This is a genomic window from Pseudoflavonifractor sp. An184 (assembly GCF_002160305.1).
GTDB classification, from domain to species: domain Bacteria; phylum Bacillota; class Clostridia; order Oscillospirales; family Oscillospiraceae; genus Lawsonibacter; species Lawsonibacter pullicola.
Map to the genome: position 1 here is coordinate 22,192 of NZ_NFKI01000025.1, position 19,733 is coordinate 41,924.

12 protein-coding genes and 1 riboswitch are annotated in these 19,733 nt (G+C 62.9%); of the genes, 8 read left to right on the top strand and 4 right to left on the bottom strand.

The features are described from left to right. Positions 1-87: 87 nt before the first annotated feature. Positions 88-3,756, bottom strand: coding sequence for a pyruvate:ferredoxin (flavodoxin) oxidoreductase (nifJ, locus tag B5F19_RS09670; RefSeq protein WP_087289973.1), 3,669 nt, complete (start codon positions 3,754-3,756; stop codon positions 88-90). Between the two features lie 453 nt (positions 3,757-4,209). On the opposite strand from nifJ, the gene B5F19_RS09675 reads away from it, so the two are divergent. After that, the gene (locus B5F19_RS09675) at positions 4,210-5,718 is read left to right on the top strand and encodes a YifB family Mg chelatase-like AAA ATPase (RefSeq protein ID WP_087289975.1); all 1,509 of its coding nucleotides are present in this window, start codon (positions 4,210-4,212) and stop codon (positions 5,716-5,718) included. Positions 5,719-6,541: 823 nt separating this feature from the next. Here B5F19_RS09675 and B5F19_RS09680 read toward each other — a convergent pair. The 3 genes from B5F19_RS09680 to B5F19_RS09690 form a co-directional block, all read right to left on the bottom strand. Further along, positions 6,542-7,459, bottom strand: a complete 918-nt coding sequence (locus tag B5F19_RS09680; protein WP_087289977.1) for a SufD family Fe-S cluster assembly protein — start codon at positions 7,457-7,459, stop codon at positions 6,542-6,544. 144 nt (positions 7,460-7,603) lie between these two features. Then, on the bottom strand, positions 7,604-8,332 hold the full coding sequence (locus tag B5F19_RS09685) for an ATP-binding cassette domain-containing protein (protein ID WP_087289979.1): 729 nt from the start codon (positions 8,330-8,332) through the stop codon (positions 7,604-7,606). 200 nt (positions 8,333-8,532) lie between these two features. Further along, complete coding sequence (locus tag B5F19_RS09690) at positions 8,533-10,350, bottom strand: hypothetical protein (protein WP_087289981.1); 1,818 nt, start codon at positions 10,348-10,350, stop codon at positions 8,533-8,535. 582 nt (positions 10,351-10,932) lie between these two features. On the opposite strand from B5F19_RS09690, the gene pheS reads away from it, so the two are divergent. From pheS to B5F19_RS09725, 7 genes are all read left to right on the top strand, one after another. Then, a complete protein-coding gene (gene pheS, locus B5F19_RS09695; protein ID WP_087289983.1) occupies positions 10,933-11,958 on the top strand; it encodes a phenylalanine--tRNA ligase subunit alpha in 1,026 nt (341 codons plus the stop codon). A gap of 120 nt (positions 11,959-12,078) precedes the next feature. Continuing rightward, positions 12,079-14,787 (top strand): phenylalanine--tRNA ligase subunit beta, encoded by a 2,709-nt coding sequence (gene pheT, locus B5F19_RS09700; RefSeq protein ID WP_087289985.1) that lies wholly within the window; start codon positions 12,079-12,081, stop codon positions 14,785-14,787. Positions 14,788-15,584: 797 nt separating this feature from the next. Further along, a riboswitch (TPP riboswitch) is annotated at positions 15,585-15,690 on the top strand. Between the two features lie 70 nt (positions 15,691-15,760). Next, a complete protein-coding gene (gene thiM / locus B5F19_RS09705; RefSeq protein WP_087289987.1) occupies positions 15,761-16,582 on the top strand; it encodes a hydroxyethylthiazole kinase in 822 nt (273 codons plus the stop codon). Continuing rightward, complete coding sequence (gene thiE, locus B5F19_RS09710; protein ID WP_087289989.1) at positions 16,569-17,210, top strand: thiamine phosphate synthase; 642 nt, start codon at positions 16,569-16,571, stop codon at positions 17,208-17,210. Before thiM ends, thiE begins: the two co-directional genes overlap by 14 nt. After that, entirely contained in the window at positions 17,207-17,860 is a 654-nt protein-coding gene (locus B5F19_RS09715) for an HAD family phosphatase (RefSeq protein ID WP_087289991.1), read from the top strand. Before thiE ends, B5F19_RS09715 begins: the two co-directional genes overlap by 4 nt. A 477-nt stretch (positions 17,861-18,337) precedes the next feature. Further along, entirely contained in the window at positions 18,338-19,138 is an 801-nt protein-coding gene (gene thiD / locus B5F19_RS09720; protein ID WP_087289993.1) for a bifunctional hydroxymethylpyrimidine kinase/phosphomethylpyrimidine kinase, read from the top strand. Further along, positions 19,131-19,733, top strand: coding sequence for an energy-coupled thiamine transporter ThiT (locus B5F19_RS09725; RefSeq protein ID WP_087289995.1), 603 nt, complete (start codon positions 19,131-19,133; stop codon positions 19,731-19,733). The genes thiD and B5F19_RS09725 overlap by 8 nt, the downstream gene beginning before the upstream one ends.

Genomic DNA, 19,733 nt, shown 5'->3' on the forward strand with positions numbered 1-19,733 from the left:
CGCCGCCCCACCTGCGGTGGGGCCCCCGAAGAGGCCGCACGATAGAACGGGCCCCGGGCAGATGCCCGGGGCCCTTGTGCGTTCTATTTACTTGTACAGCTCCACCAGACGAGTCAGATGCTCGTAGCGAGCCTTGGCGGCCTCTTCGTTCTCGGCGAAGAGCTCCTTGGCGCGCTCGGGGAAGGAGCGGGTCAGGCTGGAGTAGCGGGCCTCGTTCATCAGGAACTCCTGATAGCCGCCGGCGGGGGCCTTGGAGTCCAGAGTGAAGGGGTTCTTGCCCTCGGCCTTCAGAGCGGGGTTGAACCGGAACAGGTTCCAGTAGCCGCACTCCACGGCCTTCTTCATCTCGCTCTGGCAGTTGGTCATGCCGCCCTTGATGGAGTGCATCTCACAGGGGGCGTAGCCGATGATGAGGGAGGGGCCGTGATAGGCCTCGGCCTCGGCAATGGCCTTCAGCGTCTGGTTCATGTTGGCGCCCATGGCCACCTGAGCCACATACACATAGCCGTAGGTCATGGCGATCTCCGCCAGGCTCTTCTTGGGAGTGACCTTGCCGGAGGCGGCGAACTGAGCCACCTGGCCGATGTTGGAGGCCTTGGAGGCCTGTCCGCCGGTGTTGGAGTACACCTCGGTATCGAACACGAACACGTTCACGTCCTCGCCGGATGCCAGTACATGGTCCACGCCGCCGAAGCCGATGTCGTAGGCCCAGCCGTCGCCGCCGAAGATCCACACGGACTTCTTGGCCAGGTACTCCTTCTCCTGGAGAATCTCAGCAGCCAGAGTGCAGGCGGGGCAGTCGCAGTGGGCGGCGCCGGCGGCCTTCAGGGCCTCGGCATGGGCCACCACATCGGCCTGCTTGTCACCAAACACACCCTTGCCGGCATCGCTGGAAGCAAAGGCCAGCAGGCCATCCACGGGCATCAGGCACTCCTCCAGAGCGGCGACGTAGGCCTTGGTAGCCTCGCCGTTAGCGGCACCATCCTCCATGGTGTCCAGCCACTTCTGGGCGGCCTCCTTCAGGCCGGCGTTGGCGTTGGACTCAATCAGCTCACGGGTCTTGGCAGCCAGCCGGTTGCGGATGGCGTTCTGGCCCAGATACATGCCCAGGCCGTGCTCGGCGTTGTCCTCAAACAGGGAGTTGGCCCAAGCGGGACCCTTGCCCTCGGCGGTGGTGGTGTAGGGGGAAGTGGCAGCCGGGCCGCCCCAGATGGAGGAACAGCCGGTGGCGTTGGAGATATACATCCGGTCGCCGAACAGCTGGGTGATGAGACGGGCGTAAGCGGTCTCGGCACAGCCGGCGCAGGAACCGGAGAACTCCAGCAGAGGCTTCTTGAACTGGCTGCCCTTCACGGTCATGTCGGCCACGTCGGACTTGGTGGTGACATTGGCCACCATGTAGTTGAACACGTCCTGCTGGGCGGCCTCCTGCTCCTGAGGCACCATGGTCAGGGCGCCGGCGGGGCAGATCTTGGCGCACACGCCGCAGCCCATGCAGTCCAGGGGGCTGACAGCCATGGCGAACTTGTACACGCCCTTGCCCTTGCCGGCCTTCACGTCCACGATCTTGGCGGCCTCGGGGGCGTTCTTGGCCTCCTCCTCGGTCAGCGCATAGGGACGGATGGTGGCGTGGGGGCAGACGAAGGAGCACTGGTTGCACTGGATACACTTGCTGGAATCCCAGGTGGGCACGGTCACGGCCACGCCGCGCTTCTCATAGGCGGAGGCGCCCAGCTCGAAGGTGCCGTCCACGTGGTCCACGAAGGCGGACACAGGCAGGCTGTCGCCGTCCATGCGGTCCACGGGGTCCAGGATGGACTCCACCATCTTCACCAGCTTCTCGGGGCCGGTGAGCACGCTCTCCTTCTTGCCGTCCTCGGCGTCAGCCCAGGAGGCGGGGACCTCCACCTTCTTGTAGGCGGTGGCGCCCAGGTCGATGGCCTTGTGGTTCATGTCCACAATGTCCTGGCCCTTCTTCAGGTAGGAGTGGGTGGCCGCATCCTTCATGTACTGGATGGCCTCGGCCTCAGGCATGATCTTGGCCAGGGAGAAGAAGGCGGACTGGAGGATGGTGTTGGTGCGCTTGCCCATGCCGATCTCAATGGCCAGGTCAATGGCGTTGATGGTGTAGAGCTGGATGTTGTTCTTGGCGATGTAGCGCTTGGAAGCGGCATCCAGGTGGTGCTCCAGCTCCTCGAAGGACCACTGGCAGTTGATCAGGAAGGTGCCGCCGGGCTTCACGTCCCGGACGATGGGGAAGCTCTTGGTGATATAGCTGGGCACGTGGCAGGCCACGAAGTCAGCCTTGTTGATATAGTAGGGGCTCTTGATGGGCTTGTCGCCGAAGCGCAGGTGGCTGATGGTCACGCCGCCGGTCTTCTTGGAGTCGTACTGGAAGTAGGCCTGCACGTACTTGTCGGTGTGGTCGCCGATGATCTTGATGGAGTTCTTGTTGGCGCCCACGGTGCCGTCGCCGCCCAGACCCCAGAACTTGACCTCGATGGTGCCCTCGGCCGCGGTGTTGGGGGCGTCGTCCTTCTCCGCCAGGGAGGTGTTGGTCACGTCGTCCACGATGCCGATGGTGAAGTGGTTCTTGGGAGCGTCCTGAGCCAGGTTCTCATACACGGCGAACACGCTCTTGGGAGGCGTATCCTTGGAGCCCAGGCCGTAGCGGCCGCCCACCACGGTCTTGTCGGTGATGCCGGCCCCGGCCAGGGCGGTGATCACGTCCAGGTAGAGAGGATCGCCCAGAGCGCCGGGCTCCTTGGTGCGGTCCAGCACCGCGATCTTCTTGGCGGTGGCGGGGATGGCGGCGATGAGCTTGTCCGCGCGGAAGGGGCGGTACAGGCGGACCTTGATGAGGCCCACCTTCTCGCCGTGGGCGTTCAGGTAGTCGATGACCTCCTCGGCCACATCGCAGATGGAGCCCATGGCGATGATCACCCGGTCGGCGTCGGGCGCGCCGTAGTAGTTGAACAGCTGATAATCGGTGCCCAGCTTGGCGTTGATCTTGCCCATGTACTCCTCCACGATCTCGGGGAGCGCGTCATAGTACTTGTTGGAAGCCTCGCGGTGCTGGAAGAAGATGTCGCCGTTCTCGTGGGAGCCGCGCATGGTGGGGTGCTCGGGGTTCAGCGCGCGCTTGCGGAAGGCCTCCACGGCGTCCATGTCCACCATCTCGGCCAGATCCTTGTAGTCCCAGATGGCGACCTTCTGGATCTCGTGGGAGGTGCGGAAGCCGTCAAAGAAGTTGATGAAGGGGACGCGGCCCTTGATGGCGGACAGGTGGGCCACAGGAGCCAGGTCCATGACCTCCTGCACGTTGCCCTCGGCCAGCATGGCAAAGCCGGTCTGGCGGCAGGCCATCACGTCGGAGTGGTCGCCGAAGATGTTCAGAGACTGGGCGGCCACGGTACGGGCGGACACGTGGAAGACACCGGGCAGCAGCTCGCCGGCGATCTTGTACATGTTGGGGATCATCAGCAGCAGGCCCTGGGAGGCGGTGTAGGTGGTGGTCAGAGCGCCCGCGGCCAGAGAGCCGTGGACGGTACCGGCGGCGCCGGCCTCAGACTGCATCTCGATGACCTTCACGGTGGTGCCGAAGATGTTCTTCTGGCCCTGGGCCGCCCACTGGTCCACATAGTCGGCCATGGGGCTGGACGGGGTGATGGGGTAGATGCCGGCTACCTCGGTAAAGGCGTAGCTGACATATGCCGCAGCATTGTTGCCGTCCATGGTTTTGAACTTTCTTGCCATAGAGTTCCCTACTTTCTTCCTTTTTCAGTTTGATAGGGATTTCAGGCTGAAACGCCTGTCCTCCCCACAACTCTCTGCCCTATTTTACTGTCTCTTCATGGAAATTCCCATGTCTGAATTAGTTATAATCCCCATAAGAATTTACTTATAATGAAGGAGAACAGCGCGGTCCCGGGCAGACAGGACCGGCAGTTTTATCAACATTGGTTAGTTTAACACTTTTTTTGCGGTTTGTAAATTGACTCTCTACGCTTTTTCTTTGTTCTCCTCACAAAAATACCCGATACTATTGCAATGTTTCTTGCACAAGGTTACAATGGAGTGGAAAAACAGCTCTTACGTTCCAGGAATTTCAGCGGGACCGGTCTCTCCTCACGGGGATTTCATAAAAGTTCAGGTATATCCCCCGGCAGCTCCGGACTTCTTCCGCTTTCCTTTAGGAGGACGATTCAGATGGTCTATCCGGTACATTCTCTCGGGCTCCACGGCATCACCGGCTACCCGGTGTCGGTGGAGTGCGATCTGTCCAGCGGCCTGCCCGCTTTCACGGTGGTGGGTCTCCCCGACGCGGCGGTGAACGAGGCCCGGGAGCGGGTGCGCTCCGCCATTAAAAACTGCGGCTTCTCCTTCCCGGTGAGCAGCATCACCGTCAACCTGGCCCCCGCCCATGTGAAGAAGATCGGCACCCTGTACGACCTGCCCATCCTGGTGGGCCTGCTGGCCGCCGGGGGACAGCTGGCCCTCCGGGACCGGGACTGCGCCTTTGTGGGGGAGCTGTCCCTGTCCGGCCGCCTGCGCCCCTGCGCCGGCATGCTGTCCATGGCCCTGGCCGCCAAGGCCGCCGGCCTGCATAAACTGTTTGTCCCGGAACAGAACGCCGCCGAGGCCACTCTGGCCGGCGGGCTGGAGGTCTATCCGGTCAACAACGTGCAGCAGCTGGTGCGCCACCTCACCGGCGAGGCATCCATCTCCCCCGCCCCCGCCTGGGACGGGACCGTGGTTCCCCTGCCCGGCCCCGACTTCTCCCAGGTGAAGGGGCAGGAGCCGGTAAAGCGGGCTTTGGAGATCGCCGCCGCCGGGGGGCACAATATTTTAATGGTGGGCCCGCCGGGTTCCGGCAAGTCCATGCTGGCCAAGCGCCTGCCCTCCATCCTCCCGGACATGACAAGGGAGGAGGCCCTGGAGGTGACCCAGATCCACTCGGTGCTGGGCCTCACCGACCCGGAGCGCCCCCTCATCACCCGCCGCCCCTTCCGCTCCCCCCACCACAGCATCTCCGCGGTGGGCATGTCGGGCGGCGGGGCCAGCCCCCGCCCCGGAGAGATCTCCCTGGCCCACAACGGCGTCCTCTTTCTGGACGAGCTGCCCGAGTTCCAGAAGGACGTGCTGGAGGTCCTCCGCCAGCCCCTGGAGGACGGGCAGGTGCAGATCTCCCGGGCCGCCGGTTCGGTGACCTATCCCAGCCGGTTTATGCTGGTGTGCGCCATGAACCCCTGCCGGTGCGGCTGGTACGGCCACCCCTCCGGCCGGTGCCGGTGCTCCGAGGCCGACGTGCAGAAGTACCTCTCCCGCCTGTCCGGCCCCCTGCTGGACCGCATCGACCTGTTTGTGGAGGTGTCCGCCCTGGAGTTTGAGGAGCTCTCCCGCCGGGAGCCCTCCGAGCCCTCCGCCGCCGTCAAGGAGCGGGTGGACCAGGCCCGTGCCGTCCAGACACGGCGGGAGGGCGGCCGGTGCAACGCCCAGATTGAGGCCGAGAGCCTGGAGCGATGCTGCACCCTGGACCAGGACTGCCAGGCCATCCTCAAGGGGGCCTTCACCCGCATGGGCCTCACCGCCCGCAGCTACGACCGCATCCGCCGGGTGGCCCGGACCATCGCCGATCTGGACGGCTCGGAGGACATCCAGCCTCAGCACCTGGCCGAGGCCCTCCAGTACCGGCCGCCGGAGTATTTGAGACGGTGACTTTTCTCCTTTTTTCCTCTCCCCGCCGCTTTCCTTTCTCTTTCTGGGAATGCGGAGAGGGTTTCGCCCTGCGGGGCGAGTTTCTTTCCCAACGATGGGAAAGAAACCAAAGGATCGCCGGGGGACGGCTCAGGATGGGCACTAGCGTGCCCATATTCGCCTTACCCCCGGTCCCCTGCTTACGAGGGCCCCTCCTGAGAAGTTCTGCAAAATTTCCGGCGCGCAAAATCCGAGTGACCTCCGCGATTCCTCCCGGGCCGCTGGGCCCTGGGTTTGCAAAAATTGCTGCTGGTGCGGTTCCGCATCAGCGCCTGGCTTGGCCGAGCAAACGCCCCGGTGCGTATTCTGGCGGGAGCCCCAAGGGGCTCCCCTACCCAATCCAGAAAGAGTTTCTTGAGAACCGTAGGGGAAGGGTGTGCCCCTCCCGCGGGCCGGCCAGTGTCCGCCCCCTGCGAAAAAGAAGGGAAGGCTTCTGTGACCGCCGTAGGGGCCGCCCGCCAGAGCCTTCCCCCTTCAAGGGGGAAGGTGGCACGACCGAAGGTCGTGACGGATGAGGGTGACTTCTTAGCTTGCACGCCTCCCGGCGGGAGCCTCAAGGGGCTCCCCTGTCGGGAATCGGAACGGTGCGCACAGGGGGCGATGTCCTCAACGGCCCGCCTCCCGCGGGCCGTTCTGGGACTGGTCCCTTCAAAAGAGAAAACCCCTTGAACCGATTTCCGAGTTCAAGGGGTTTTGTATTACTCAAAGGTATAAAGGGAGTTCTGCCGTCCGGTACGCATAGAGGCACCTAATCTACCGGAGCATCTTGAGGAGCTCACTTGGCTCACTTCAAAAATCCCTTCACGATCTGCTCCTCGGCCTCCTTCTCGGTGAGCCCCAGGGTCATCAGCTTGGTGAGCTGCTCCCCGGCGATCTTGCCGATGGCGGCCTCGTGGACCAGGCTGGCGTCCACGCAGTTGGCGGTGACCTCCGGGATGGCGGCCACCACGCCGTGGTCCATGATGATGGCGTCGCACTCGGAGTGGCCGTAGCAGCGGTTGTTGCCGTTGATGCGGGCCAGGAACACCTGCTTGGAGTCCTCCCGGGCCACAGAGCGGGAGATCACGTTGGTGTGGCAGTCCTCCCCGTCCAGGTCCACGGTGAAGTCGGACTTGGCCAGCTGCTTGCCGTGGGTCATCACCTTCTCCTTAATAATAAGGGTGGCCCGGTCCCCCAGCTTGGCGTTGGTGGTGCGGACAGTGGAGTCCACCCCCTTGATCTGGGTGGTCTCCATCTCCATGTAGCTGTCCTCGTCCATCTCCACCACGGTGGTGGGGTTCATGATGTTCTCCCCCCGGCCGTCGCCCTCGCCGTAGTGGCGCTCCACGTAGCGCACCTTGGAGCGCTTGCCCACATGGAAGGAGTGGACGCCCGAATGCTCCGAGTTCTGCACCCCGCAGTTGTGGATGCCGCACCCGGCCACGATGGTCACGTCGCAGTCGTCGCCGATGAAAAAGTCGTTGTACACGGTCTCGGTGAGGCCGCTCTCGCTCAAAACCACGGGGATGTGGACGCTCTCGTTTTTGGTCCCGGGCTTGATGATGATGTCAATGCCGTCCTTGTCCGTCTTGGACACAATGTCGATGTGGGCGGTGGTGTTCCGGGCGGCCGCCTTGCCGTTGGCCCGGATATTGTAGGCCCCTTCGGGCACGTCATGCAGTTCCGCTACCTGCTCCAGCAGGCTCTTTTGAATGGCATCCATGTTTCTGTCTCCTTCTGAATTAGGAATGAGGAGTTAGGAATTAGGAATTATGGTGTCCGGCTCCGCCGGACGATTGGAATTGGCCGCCGCAGGCGGCACATCAATTCCTCGTTCCTAATTTCTAATTCCTAATGATCTTGTCGCTTATTTCACCTTGTCACTCAGGGCGCTGCACACCCCTCCGGTCTCCCCCAGCAGGCCGGGGAGGATGTCCTTGCGCGCCCCGTCGCTCTGCACCCGGCCGTCGGCCAGGACGATGATCCGGTCGGCGATGTTCAGGATGCGCTCCTGGTGGGAGATGATGAGGATGGAGCCGTTGATCTTCTCGTGGAGGTGCTCAAACACCTGGATCAGGTTGGAGAAGGACCACAGGTCGATGCCCGCCTCCGGCTCGTCAAAGACGGACAGTTTTGTTCCGCGGGCCATGATCATGGCGATCTCAATGCGCTTGAGCTCGCCGCCGGACAGGGAGGCGTCCACCTCCCGGTCGATGTAGTCCTTGGCGCACAGGCCCACCTCGGACAGGTAGTCGCAGGCCTCGGACACGCCGATATTCTTGCCGCTGGCCAGGGTGATCAGGTCCCGCACCGTCAGGCCCTTGAAGCGCACCGGCTGCTGGAAGGCGAAGCTGATGCCCTTGTGGGCCCGCTCCGTAATGTTCAGTCCGGTGATGTCCTCCCCGTCCAGCAGGATGCGCCCGGTGGTGGGGGTATAGATGCCGGCGATGATCTTGGCCAGGGTGGACTTGCCGCCCCCGTTGGGGCCGGTGATGGCCACAAACCGCTCGCCGATTTTCAGGTTGATGTCCCGCAGGATGCCCTTGTCCTCACCGTCCTGCTCTACCTCATAGCTGATGTGCTGAAGCTCCAGCATATTGCGTTTCCTCCTCTATCACATACGGCCCGAAAAGACCGCTGGAGTGTCTAGTCTCCCCGGAATCCAGGCCTCCCAAACCAAACTAGGGACGCCCCTTTCTCAGGGCGTCCCTATTCTACCATACGCGGAAGATTTTGTCCATCCTTATTTCCTATTATTTTAATAGGATTTTCTGCTTTCCGTACCATGCACTCCGGTCAAGATGTCAATGGCTCCCATTTAATAGTCTTTTCTTCTACATCAAACACGCACCGGCAGTCACCATAGTCCTTGGCTGTCCCAGCGGCGTAGTCCAGTACCTCCTTCACCGGGGTAACGAAGGTCACATACCGGCCCGTCTCATCCACCTGGATGTCCCGTGGAGCAAAGTAGGGGGCCGGATAGGAGGGGAGCATACCGGAAACGTACCATACGTCCCCTGAATCATAGACCTGCACCATTTCGGTGCTGCCACCGTGGGGCGTGCCTGCGTAATAAGCTACAAAGAGGACCCCACGGGCATTGGGGAACTCCTTCCATCCGGAGTTGACAGACCCCACAACGGCAATCCAATTCCGCACGTCCGCCTTGAGCTCATTCAGCTTTGCCACCATCGGGTCACCCGATGGATTTTCCGGGCCTTCGGGCGGCAGCACCGGTTCCCAGGTCAGTTCTCCGGTCTCTACGTCAAATGTGAAGCGATAGTCGGCAGAATCATCCGCCAACCCAGTCCCGTTGTCCATCCTTCCTCTAACGACGGCATAGAACGTGATATAACGCCCCGTCTCATCCGTCTGAATATTCCGGGGTGCAAAATCGGAGGCCAAATCGCCGGGCAGCCGCCCGGAAAGATCCACCTGCTCCCCGGTGCGGGAGACCTGGACCATCTTGGCCGTACTGCCGCGGGTCGTGCCGCTGTAATGGCCCACAAACAAAGTCCCCTGTTCATTGGGATACACTTCCCAGCAGGAGTTTCCGTCCGTAACCGCCATCCACTCCTCCACATCCGCCTTCAGCTCATCCAGCGCAGCCTCCATAGGGTCCTCCGTCAAAACAGATGAGCCTGTCTGGCTCGCTTCCTTTCCCGACAGGCTGGCCACGTCGCCGAAATACAAAATCAGCTCGTCCCCATCCTGCATCCCCTGAGCCTGGTTGAAATCAAAATAGAGCTCCGGCCTTCCGTCGGTCAGTTTTCCAAACCAGAGGTCTCCCTCCACCGGCCGGCCGTTCTTCCTGACCTGAAACACCTGGGCGATCTCCTGGAGCTGTTCCGGCGTCTTTTCTGCCGGACCCGGTTCCGGCTGTATTTCCCGCAGGCGGTCGTAGGACGCCCCATAGCTGCGGTTTAAGAACAGGCTGGAGGGGTAAAACGAACAAGACAGGCCGTTTTGATTCATCCAAACGTCCGCCAGGCCTCCAGTGCTCCCCTGCGCCGACATGGCCACAGCGCCGTCCCGGCAAATGGCCCGGACAGTGAGCTGGATATCCCCCGCGTCCGCGTTTGGGTCCTCCGCCGCTTTACTGTCAAAGTCCGCTTCTACGGTCCAGGGCTGGACGAGGGTCAGGGCTGCCTCCCGGGAAACGCCGTTCCAGGACACCGTTCCGGCCCGGCTCAGCTCAGAGAAGCGGATAGCGGTCTCGCCGTTGAGTGCAAAACTCTCCACCTTCTCCCCCTGGACATAGGTCTTGATATCGGTGTAGTAGATGTCCCCAGCCTGGGCCCCCACAGTCTGGGTCTGCCCCTGGGGCTGGTAATCTCCGGTGACCGCCCCCTCCAGGTCCCGCTCCACGGTGAGGGTGCGCGCCTCCCCGTCCCAGACCACAGAGAAACCGTATTCCCGTAAATCCTCCGCCACCACGGCGGTCTCTCCGCCGATGTTGTAGGAGGGCAGGGGATGGCCGTCAATCTGTGCTGTAATGTCCGTATAGTAGGTGTGCCCCACCACGTCCCCGATCTTGTTCTCTTCCGCCGCCGCGGGGACCGCCAGGGTCAGAGCCAGGGCGGCGCTCAGCGCGGCTCCAATAAACCGTTTCATCCGTTTCCCTCCGTTTCTGTGGGTCGGCTCTTTTTTCCTTTATACTATATAACGTATTATACCACAGGTTTGTCCCACATTCCCGAGGACTTTTAAAGTTCTCTGAAATATTTTACCGCTCCATCCGCCGGGATTTACCGCTCCTTCCGCCGGGAATTCAGGCTTGCATTTTCTGCCGGAGTATGATATAAATATGGGCAGCATAAATGCGCAGATTGGGAAAATAGCGGGTTTGCAGATTGCAGAGAGGGGCGGCCGCCGGCTGAAAGCCGTCCTAAGCTGTGCCGCTTGGTTCGCCCAGGAGCGGCCCCTGAGAGGGGGACGGGTGTTCCGCCGTTATCCGGAGACAAGAGCGTATGATAAGATACGAATGCGGGTGGTACCGCGGAAGGCTGGCCTTTCGTCCCAGAAATTATTGGGACGGAGGGCTTTTTTGTTGCCACAAAGATAGGAGATAGGAGTTAGGAGATAGGAGTTAAGGTTCCGGCAAAGCCGGACGATTGGAAAAGGCCGCGCAGCGGCCGCCGCAGCTTCGATCTCTTATCTCCTCACTCCTAACTCAAAAAAAGGGAGTTTGAAGGTATGAAAGAACAGTTAGCAAAGATCCGAGCCGAGGCCCTCTCGGCCATGGAGAACGCCCAGTCCGCCGCCGAGCTGGACGGGCTCCGGGTGCAGTACCTGGGCAAGAAGGGCGAGCTCACCGCCGTTTTGAAGATGATGGGCAAGCTCTCCCCCGAGGAGCGCCCCGCCATGGGCCAGCTGGCCAACGAGGTGCGCGCCGCCCTGGAGAGCGCCATTGAGGAGCAGGGCAAGCGCCTGGAGGCCAAGGCCCTGGAGGAGCGTCTGGCGGCCGAGGCGGTGGACGTAACCATCCCGGGAAAAGCCCCCAAGCTGGGCCACAAGCACCCCATGTACCTGGCCCTGGACGAGCTGAAGGACATCTTCATCGGCATGGGCTTCACGGTCCTGGACGGCCCCGAGGTGGAGCTGGCCGAGTACAACTTCGACAAGCTCAACGCCGGGGAGGGCCACCCCTCCCGGGACTGGTCGGACACCTTCTACTTTGACAAGGACAGCCGGGTGATGCTCCGCAGCCAGACCTCCCCCATGCAGGTGCGGGCCATGGAGACCATGGAGCTGCCCATCCGCATCATCGCCCCCGGCCGGGTGTACCGCAAGGACGAGGTGGACGCCACCCACTCCCCCATGTTCCACCAGGTGGAGGGTATGGTCATCGACAAGAACGTGACTATGGCCGACCTGAAGGGCACCCTGAACACGGTGGTGGAGCAGCTCTACGGCAAGGGCACCAAGACCCGGTTCCGTCCCCACCACTTCCCCTTCACCGAGCCCTCCTGCGAGATGGACGTGCAGTGCCACAAGTGCGGCGGCGTGGGCTGTCCCACCTGCAAGGGCGAGGGCTGGATCGAGATGCTGGGCGCCGGCATGATCCACCCCAAGGTGCTGAAGATGTCGGGCATCGACCCGGAGGTCTGGTCCGGCTGGGCCTTCGGCATCGGCCTGGAGCGCACCGCCATGCGCCGCTTCAAGATCGCCGACCTGCGGCTCATCTTCGAGAACGACGTGCGGTTCCTGGAGCAGTTTTAACAGCTTTGATGGATGATATTCCGTAGGGCGGGGGCCTGCCCCCGCCGCCGGAAATTAGAGCTTATAAAACGGCGGGGGCAAGCCCCCGCCCTACAAACGAAAATAAGGGAGTTTTCATATATGAACTTATCGCGCAAATGGCTCCGGGAGTTCGTCTCTGTGGACGCCAATGACAAAGACTTTGCCGAGGCCATGACCCTGTCCGGTTCCAAGGTGGAGCTCACCCACGATCTGGGGGAGGAGATCTCCAACGTGGTGGTGGGACAGATCGTCTCCATGGTCCGCCACCCCAACTCCGACCACATGTGGATCTGCCAGCTGGATGTGGGTCAGGCTGAGCCCGTCCAGATCGTCACCGGGGCCTGGAACATTCATCCGGGAGATCTGGTCCCTGTGGCCCTGCACAAATCCACCCTCCCCGGAGGCAAGAAGATCGAGAAGGGCAAGCTCCGGGGCGAGGTGTCCAACGGCATGCTGTGCTCGCTCAGCGAGCTGAACCTGGACGAGCGGGACTTCCCCTACGCCGTCATCACCCCCGCCGCCCTGCTGAACGACTACAAGCCTCTGGACCCAAAGAAACCCTCCATCCCCGCCGACATCAAGGCCGGGGACAAGGTGTTCGGTCCCGTGGTGTGCGCCAAGGTGCTGGAGTGTGCTCCTCAGCCCGACGGCAGCTACCACACCTGCCTGGATCTGGGCGGCTCCACCGCCGTACCGGACACCGTCTGCTCCAACATCCATGAGGGCGACCTGGTGGCCTATCACACCAAGACCGATGCCGTCTGCACCCTGGAGGACCTCCACGCCCAGCAGGCTGAGTTCCCCCACTGCATCCCCGACGGTATCTTCGTCCTCCGGGAGGAGGGTGTAAAGCCCGGCGATGACATCAAGCCCGTTATCGGAGCCGACGACCACGTGGTGGAGTTTGAGATCACCCCCAACCGTCCCGACTGTCTCAGCGTCATCGGCCTGGCCCGGGAGGCGGCGGCCACTTACAACGTCCCTCTCACCCTCCATGAGCCCGAAGTGAAGGGCGGCGGCGAGGGCAGCCTGGTGGAGCTGCTGGATGTGGAGACCCCCGCCAGCGACCTGTGCCCCCGGTACACCGCCCGGATGGTGCGCAACGTGAAGATCGGCCCCTCCCCCAAGTGGATGCGGGAGCGGCTGCGCGCCATGGGGGTGCGGCCCATCAACAACATCGTGGACATCACCAACTATGTGATGCTGGAGTACGGCCAGCCCATGCACGCCTTTGACTACCGCTATGTGAAGGGCGGACACATCATCGTCCGCCGGGCCGAGGACGGCGAGGAGCTCACCACCCTGGACGGCAATGTGCGCAAGCTCAACTCCAGCATGCTGGTCATCGCCGACGAGCACCGCGCGGTGGGCCTGGCGGGCATCATGGGCGGTCTGAACAGCGAGATCGTCGCCGACACCACCGACGTGGTGTTCGAGTCCGCCAACTTCGACGGCACCACCATCCGCCGCACCGCCCTGGCCCTGGGCATGCGCACCGAGGCCAGCGCCAAGTACGAGAAGGGCCTGGACCCCCTGAACACCCTCCCCGCCGTCAACCGTGCCTGTGAGCTGGTGGAGCTGCTGGGGGCCGGCGAGGTGCTGGACGGGGTCATCGACATCCTCAACTATGTGCCCCAGCCCCACACCATCACCATGAACCCGGAGCGGGTGAACGCCCTCCTGGGCACCGACATCCCCGCTGTGGAGCAGTACAAGTACCTGGCTCGTGTGGGCATCTGCACCGAAAACCAGGACTGCCCCGACGGCCCCGACGGCGTGGTCATCCCCTCCTGGCGCGCCGATGTGGAGGGCATCGCCGACCTGGCCGAGGAGGTGGCCCGGTTCTACGGCTACAACAACATCCCCGTCACCCTCATGCGGGGGGAGACCACCCAGGGCGGCTACTCTCCGGAGCAGGAGGTGGAGCGCACCCTGGGCCAGACCTGCCGGTCCCTGGGCTATGACGAGATCATCACCTACTCCTTCATCTCCCCCACCTACTACGACAAGATCCGCTGGGCCAAGGACGACCCCCGCCGGAAGTCCCTTAAAATCATGAACCCCCTGGGTGAGGACACCTCCATCATGCGCACCACGGTGCTCCCCTCCATGCTGGAGATCCTGTCCCGCAACTACAACTACCGCAACCAGGCGGTGCGGCTCTACGAGCTGGGCCGGGTGTACTTCGAGCGGGAGGACGGCATGGCCGACGAGCCCAAGGTGCTCTCCCTGGGCACCTACGGGGACGGCATGGACTTCTTCACCCTGAAGGGTGCTGCGGAGGACCTGCTCTCCTCCATCCGGGCGGAGAACGTGACCTTCGAGGCCGTGAAGGACAACCCCTCCTATCACCCCGGCCGCTGCGCCCGGGTGCTGGTGAACGGTCAGGAGGTGGGCGTGTTCGGTCAGATCCACCCCCTGGTGGCTCAGAACTACGACGTGGACGCCGAGCTCTACTGCGCCGAGCTGTCCTTCCCCGCCCTGTACGCCAACAAGGGGGCCGATCCCCAGTACGTGCCCCTGCCCAAGTTCCCCGCCGTCACCCGTGACATCGCCGTGGTGTGTGATGAGGCGGTCACCGTGGGCGCGCTGGAGGCCTGCATCCGCAAGGGGGCCCGCGGCCTGCTGAAAGAGGTGGAGCTCTTCGACATCTACCGGGGCGCCAACATCCCCGAGGGCAAGAAGTCGGTGGCCTTCAGCCTCACCCTCCGGGCCGACGACCGCAGCCTCACTGCCGAAGAGGCGGACGCCGACGTGAAGGCGATCCTGGAGACCCTGGAGCAGGACTGCGGCGCCGTCCTCCGCTGACCTACTTTTCTTGAAAGAAAAGTAGGCAAAAGAACTTTGTGCGAAACTGCGTTTCGCCTCTTTCCCTGCGTTGCGGTGCTCCATGAAAGATCCGTATCTCAGTCCCATAGAACAGCTCTGCGGGCGGTCACATAGACCGCCCGCAACTCTTCCTCTTTCGGAGAAGGACGATTCCCCCTGTCAGGAGAAAATAACAAAGGGGTAGGGGACACAGCGAAGCCGTAACGGATAGGGCTAGTTGGGCGGGCGGCCCAGTGTGCCGCCCCTACGGTTTAACGAGGGCGTATTTGAAACCCAGGACGGGCGGGTCTAGGAACCGCCCCTACGGCGATACCCACCCAGCCACATTAGTTCGGAAACCCAGGCGCGGAAGCTGAACCGCACCAGTGGCAATTTTTGCACCCCCAGGGCCCAGTGGCCCGGCGGGAATCGCGGAAAGCCACTCAAATTTTGCGCGCCGGAAGGGTATTGCCCACCCAAAGGGGTAACCCTCGTAAACGGGGTCCGGGGCCGACTCCCCCTGTCAGGGGGAGATGGCCCGAAGGGCCAGAGGGGGTAGGGTAGGCGAATATGGACACAAAGTGTCCATCCTGAGCCGTCCCCGGGGGCGTTTTGGTTACTTTGCCGCCATGGGCAAAGTAACTCGCCGCCGGGGCGGCGAAATCCTCTCCGCATTCCCGGAAAGGAATGGACAGAGGCGGCGGGCGGCCCGGTGTGCCGCCCCTCCCGTGGAAAAGAAAGAGTTCTTGCAATTCAATCGATCCTGCGCTATAATGCACCTGACCGCAGGCTGCGGCCATCAACAAAAAGGGAGCTCGCAAACGGGCTGAGAGGAAGCTGTGCGCTTCGACCTGCGACCTGATTTGGGTAATGCCAACGTAGGGAGATCATAGAACCGGTTTTCATACCGCGGGACTGTCTTTCCTCGTGACGGCAGGCCCGCGGTATTTTTATTTCAAGGAGGAACTCAGCTATGCTCGGAACCTGTCTGGACCGCGTGCGGGAGACCACTCCCCTGGTCCACAACATCACCAACTATGTCACCGTCAACGACGTGGCCAACGTACTGCTGGCCTGCGGGGGCAGCCCTATCATGTCCGACGACATCCAGGACGTGGAGGACATCACCTCCATCTGCGGGGGACTGAACATCAATATCGGCACCCTGAACCAGAACACCATCCCCTCCATGTTCGCCGCCGGAAAGAAGGCCAACGAGCTGGGCCACCCGGTGGTGCTGGACCCGGTGGGAGCGGGGGCCAGCGCCCTGCGCACCCAGACCGCCCTCAAACTGCTGGAGGAGGTCCAATTCACCGTGGTCCGGGGCAACATCTCGGAGATCAAGACTCTGGCCGCCGGCTCCGGCACCACCAAGGGGGTGGACGCGGATGTGGCCGACGCGGTGACCGAGGACAATCTGGACGCGTCCGTGTCCTTCGCCAAGTCCATGGCCGAGCGCCTGAACGCCGTGGTGGCCATCACCGGGGCCATTGACCTGGTGGCCGATGGAAAGACCTGCTACGTCATCCGCAACGGCCGCCCGGAGATGGGGAAGATCACCGGCACGGGCTGCCAGCTCTCCGGCCTCACCGCCGCATACGTAGTTGCCAACCCGGACCGCCCTCTGGAGGCGGCGGCCGCCGCCGTGGCCTCCATGGGCCTGGCCGGTGAGATCGGCTGGAGCAATATGCAGCCCACCGACGGCAACTCCACCTACCGCAACCGGATCATCGACGCCATTTTCCATATGGACGGGGCGGCGCTGGACAAGGGGGCCAAGTATGAGGTGCGATAAGAAGGACCTGCTCCTGTACGCGGTCACCGACCGGGCCTGGCTGGGGGATAAAACCCTGGCCTGGCAGGTGGAGGAGTCCCTGAAGGGGGGCGCCACCATGATCCAGCTGCGGGAGAAGCACCTGGACGAGGATACCTTCCACGAGGAGGCCCTGGAGCTCCAGGCCCTGTGCCGCCGGTACGGGGTTCCCTTCCTCATCAACGACGACGTGGAGCTGGCTGTGGCAGTGAACGCCGACGGTGTCCATGTGGGCCAGCACGACATGGAGGCCGGCCAGGTGCGGGAGAAGATCGGTCCGGACAAAATTTTGGGGGTGTCCGCCCAGACGGTGGAGCAGGCCCTGAAGGCCCAGGCGGCCGGGGCCGACTACCTGGGGGTGGGGGCGGTGTTCCCCACCGGCACCAAGGACGACGCGGACGCGGTGAGCTATGACACCCTGAGGGCCATCTGTGAGACCGTGGACATCCCCGTGGTGGCCATCGGGGGCATCGGGGCCCATAACGTCCAGGCCCTGGCGGGCAGCGGCATCTGCGGCATCGCGGTGGTCTCCGCCATCTACGGCCAGCCGGACATCCAGCAGGCCGCCCGTACCCTCCGGGCCAAGACGGAGGAGATGATTTCCCAATGAAATTTGAGGGCGCAATTTTCGATCTCGACGGGACCCTCACCGACTCCATGTACATCTGGAACGAGGCCCCCAAGGCCCTGGTCCGGCAGTTCGGCGGCCAGCCGCCGGAAGATCTGGCCGAGGACATCAAGGAGATGGGCCGCCGGGAGGCCTCCGAATACATGGTGGCCCGGTTCTCTCTCCCCTGCACTCCGGAGCAGGTGATGGACGGGGTAAACGACCTGGTGACGGACGAGTACCGGGACAAGGTCCCCATGAAGCCGGGGGCGGACGTACTGCTGGATCGGCTGGCCGTCCTGGGGGTCCCCTGCGGCATCGCCACCGCCAGCGAGGCCTTCCAGGCCCGGGACGCCATGGTCCGCCTGGGGCTGTGGAAACACTTCCTGTTCGCCTTCAGCTCTCTCCAGTACGGCTCCAAGAGCAGACCGGATGTGTATTTTGCCTCCGCACGGAGCCTCGGCTCCGCGCCGGAACACACCATCGTCTTTGAGGACGCCCTCCACGCCGCCCGGACCGCCAAGGAGGCGGGATTCCTGGTGGCCGGGGTGTATGACCCCTCGGCGGAGGGGGATCAGGAGGCTTTGAAGAAAATTTGCGACTGGTATCTGCCCCGATTAGATGACCCAGAGTTTTTGGAATTATTGAAATAAGATTTCCTGCTGGGATGGGAAATTTCACCGCCCGCAGGTGGCAAAATTCTCTCTGCATCCCTAGAAAGAAAACTGAAAGAAGCGGCGGGGGCAAGCCCCCGCCCTACCGGATTCGTCCAAACAAAGCGGAGCAAATACCCTCTCCTCATCCGTCTGGCCTAACGGCCAGCCACCTTCCCCCAGAGGAAGGCTTTGGGGAGGATTGCCCCCTTATCTGCCTCGCATGCGCTCGGCACCTTCCCCCCAGGGGGAAGGCTTAAGAAAATCCCCTGCGAAAACAGCCCCCAGTCAAGGGTGGTATTCACCCAATCAAGCGCACAGCATGCTCAAACCAAAGAGAGGCGAAACGAAGTTTCGTGCAAAGTTCTTTTGCTTACTTTTCTTTCAAGAAAAGTAGGAGCGGCAGCTTGGGGGCACCACCTGCTGTCGCGGTACAAAACTTCAATGCGTTTTACATTCAGAAAGGAGTATCCACTTATGAAAACAGCATTGACGATCGCTGGAAGCGACTCCAGCGGAGGCGCCGGGATCCAGGCCGACATCAAGACCATGACCGCCAACGGCGTCTACGCCATGAGCGCGGTCACCGCCCTGACGGCCCAGAACACCACCGGCGTCTACGGCATCCTCGAATCCACCCCGGAATTTCTGGCCAGCCAGCTGGACTGCATTTTCACCGATATCTTCCCCGACGCGGTGAAGACCGGGATGGTCTCCTCCACCGGCCTCATCGAGGTCATCGCGGACAAGCTGAAGCAGTACAAGGCTCAAAACATCGTGGTGGACCCGGTGATGGTGGCCACCAGCGGCTCCCGGCTCATCTCCCAGGAGGCGGTGGACGCCCTGAAGGAACTGCTGCTCCCCCTGGCCACCGTCCTCACCCCCAACATCCCCGAGGCGGAGGTTCTCTCCGGCCTGACCATCTCCGGCCCCGCCGACATGGAGAAGGCCGCCCAGGCCATCGGGGAGGCCTACGGCTGCGCCGTTTTGTGCAAGGGGGGCCACGATCTGAACGACGCCAACGACCTTCTGTGGCGGGACGGGACCTGCAAGTGGTTCCACGGCCGGAGGATCCACAACCCCAACACCCACGGCACCGGGTGCACCCTCTCCTCCGCCATCGCCTCCAACCTGGCCAAGGGCTATGACCTGGACACCGCGGTGGAGCGGGCCAAGGCCTATCTGTCCGGAGCTCTGGCGGCCATGCTGGACCTGGGGGCGGGACAGGGCCCCATGGACCACCTCTTTGACCTGAAGGGGGAGTACGTCCGTGACTGAGCTCATCGCCGGCATCTTTACCGTCGCCGTCCTCGGGACCACCATCTGGCTGTGCCGGGGGCTGCGTCTCACCTCCCGGGACATCTGTCTGGCCGGTCTCATGTCCGCCGCCACCCTGGTGCTGCGCTGCTTTCTCATCACCCTCCCCAACGGGAGCCACATCAGCCTGGGGGCCATGCTCCCCATCCTGCTGCTCTCCCTGATCCACCGGCCCCAGGTGGCCTTCTGCGCGGGCTGGGTCACCGGGGTGCTGGCCATGCTCCTGCTGCCGGAGTGGCAGCCGGTCCACTGGGCCCAGCCCTTTGTGGAGCAGCTCATCTGCTTCTCCGCCCTGGGCTACGCCGGCATCTTCGGCGCCGACCGCCGGTGGAAGATCGTGGCGGGCACCGCTCTGGCCGTGGTCCTGAGCGTCACCAGCCACATCATGGCCGGGGCCGTCTTCTTCGCCCAGTACGCCTGGGACGGCTACGGTCCCTGGGCATACAGCATTCTCGCCAACCTCTCCGGCCACGGGACCGAGGGACTGGCCACCATCGTCATCGTCTCGCTCCTCCCAATCTCCCGGCTGCGCCGGACCGTGAAAGCAGGTGTCTGA

Excerpts from the sequence above, each read along its gene's own strand:
- B5F19_RS09680 (WP_087289977.1), bottom strand. The coding sequence starts at position 7,459 with ATGGATGCCATTCAAAAGAGCCTGCTGGAGCAGGTAGCGGAACTGCAT.
- B5F19_RS09715 (WP_087289991.1), top strand. The coding sequence starts at position 17,207 with ATGAAATTTGAGGGCGCAATTTTCGATCTCGACGGGACCCTCACCGAC.
- nifJ (WP_087289973.1), bottom strand. The coding sequence starts at position 3,756 with ATGGCAAGAAAGTTCAAAACCATGGACGGCAACAATGCTGCGGCATAT.
- pheS (WP_087289983.1), top strand. The coding sequence starts at position 10,933 with ATGAAAGAACAGTTAGCAAAGATCCGAGCCGAGGCCCTCTCGGCCATG.
- thiD (WP_087289993.1), top strand. The coding sequence starts at position 18,338 with ATGAAAACAGCATTGACGATCGCTGGAAGCGACTCCAGCGGAGGCGCC.
- B5F19_RS09690 (WP_087289981.1), bottom strand. The coding sequence starts at position 10,350 with ATGAAACGGTTTATTGGAGCCGCGCTGAGCGCCGCCCTGGCTCTGACC.
- B5F19_RS09685 (WP_087289979.1), bottom strand. The coding sequence starts at position 8,332 with ATGCTGGAGCTTCAGCACATCAGCTATGAGGTAGAGCAGGACGGTGAG.
- B5F19_RS09675 (WP_087289975.1), top strand. The coding sequence starts at position 4,210 with ATGGTCTATCCGGTACATTCTCTCGGGCTCCACGGCATCACCGGCTAC.
- thiM (WP_087289987.1), top strand. The coding sequence starts at position 15,761 with ATGCTCGGAACCTGTCTGGACCGCGTGCGGGAGACCACTCCCCTGGTC.
- pheT (WP_087289985.1), top strand. The coding sequence starts at position 12,079 with ATGAACTTATCGCGCAAATGGCTCCGGGAGTTCGTCTCTGTGGACGCC.
- thiE (WP_087289989.1), top strand. The coding sequence starts at position 16,569 with ATGAGGTGCGATAAGAAGGACCTGCTCCTGTACGCGGTCACCGACCGG.